The 1,011-nt window shown below is 69.9% G+C and carries 1 pseudogene; it reads left to right on the forward strand.

The features are described 5' to 3' along the window. A pseudogene (locus tag IF00_RS42275) lies at window positions 1-828 on the forward strand (RHS repeat domain-containing protein); the annotation flags it as partial. Window positions 829-1,011: the final 183 nt, after the last annotated feature.

Genomic DNA, 1,011 nt, shown 5'->3' on the forward strand with positions numbered 1-1,011 from the left:
TTCGCGACCGGCGCACCCGAGCCGGTTCTCGTCACCGGGCAGCAGACGCAGTACCCGTCGTCGACCGAGACGGAGTTCGACGGTCTCGGACGGCCCACCGCCGTCATCTCCAAGCGCTACACGGACGAGACGAAGCGCACCACGACCACGTACACCGGTGACACGACCACGGTCGTCCCGCCGGCCGGCGGCACCGCCACCACCACCGTCGTCGACGCGCTCGACCGTACGATCGAGCTGAAGCAGTACACCGACCCGGCCCGCACCGCGGCCCAGTCCACCCACTACACCTTCGACGACAAGGGCCGACTGGCGAAGATCGCCGACGCGTCGGGCGCGGAGTGGACCTACGGGTACGACACGCGTGGCCGCCAGACCACGACCGTCGACCCCGACAAGGGCAAGGCCGTCACGGCCTACGACAAGGCCGACCGGCCGACCGACGTCAAGGGCCAGCTCTGGAAGTCCAGCCGGTACGACGACGCGGGCAACGCCTTCGTCACCGAGCAGGGGGAGTACACCAACTCCTACCAGCCGGGGAAGACCACCGTCACGGTCCCGGCGTCGGAGACCGGTCTCGCCGGCACGTACGAGTGGTACACCTCGTACAACGCCAACACCGGTGCGGTGCAGGACGTGGAGCACCCGCGGCCAGGACGCGGCCCGCACCACGGACACCCAATGCGTCCAGCTGGACGCCCTGCGCCGGATCACCGAGGCCTGGACCAACACGGGCACGACCTGCGCCTCCGCCCCGTCCGACAGCGTCGTCGGCGGACCGGACGCCTACTGGACCAGCTACACCTACGACGCCGTCGGCAACCGTGACACCGAGGTCCAGCACAAGACCACCTCGGGACCCACCGCGGACATCACCCGCGACTACGCCGCACCCAAGGCCGGCACGCACAACCTGCCGTCGGTGACACAGACCGGCGCCGACCCGCGCACGGAGACGTACACCTACGACGCCGCCGGCAACACCGAGACCCGGAAGATCGGCAACGCCGA

This window comes from Streptomyces flavochromogenes, assembly GCF_000717595.1.
Lineage (GTDB): Bacteria > Actinomycetota > Actinomycetes > Streptomycetales > Streptomycetaceae > Streptomyces > Streptomyces flavochromogenes.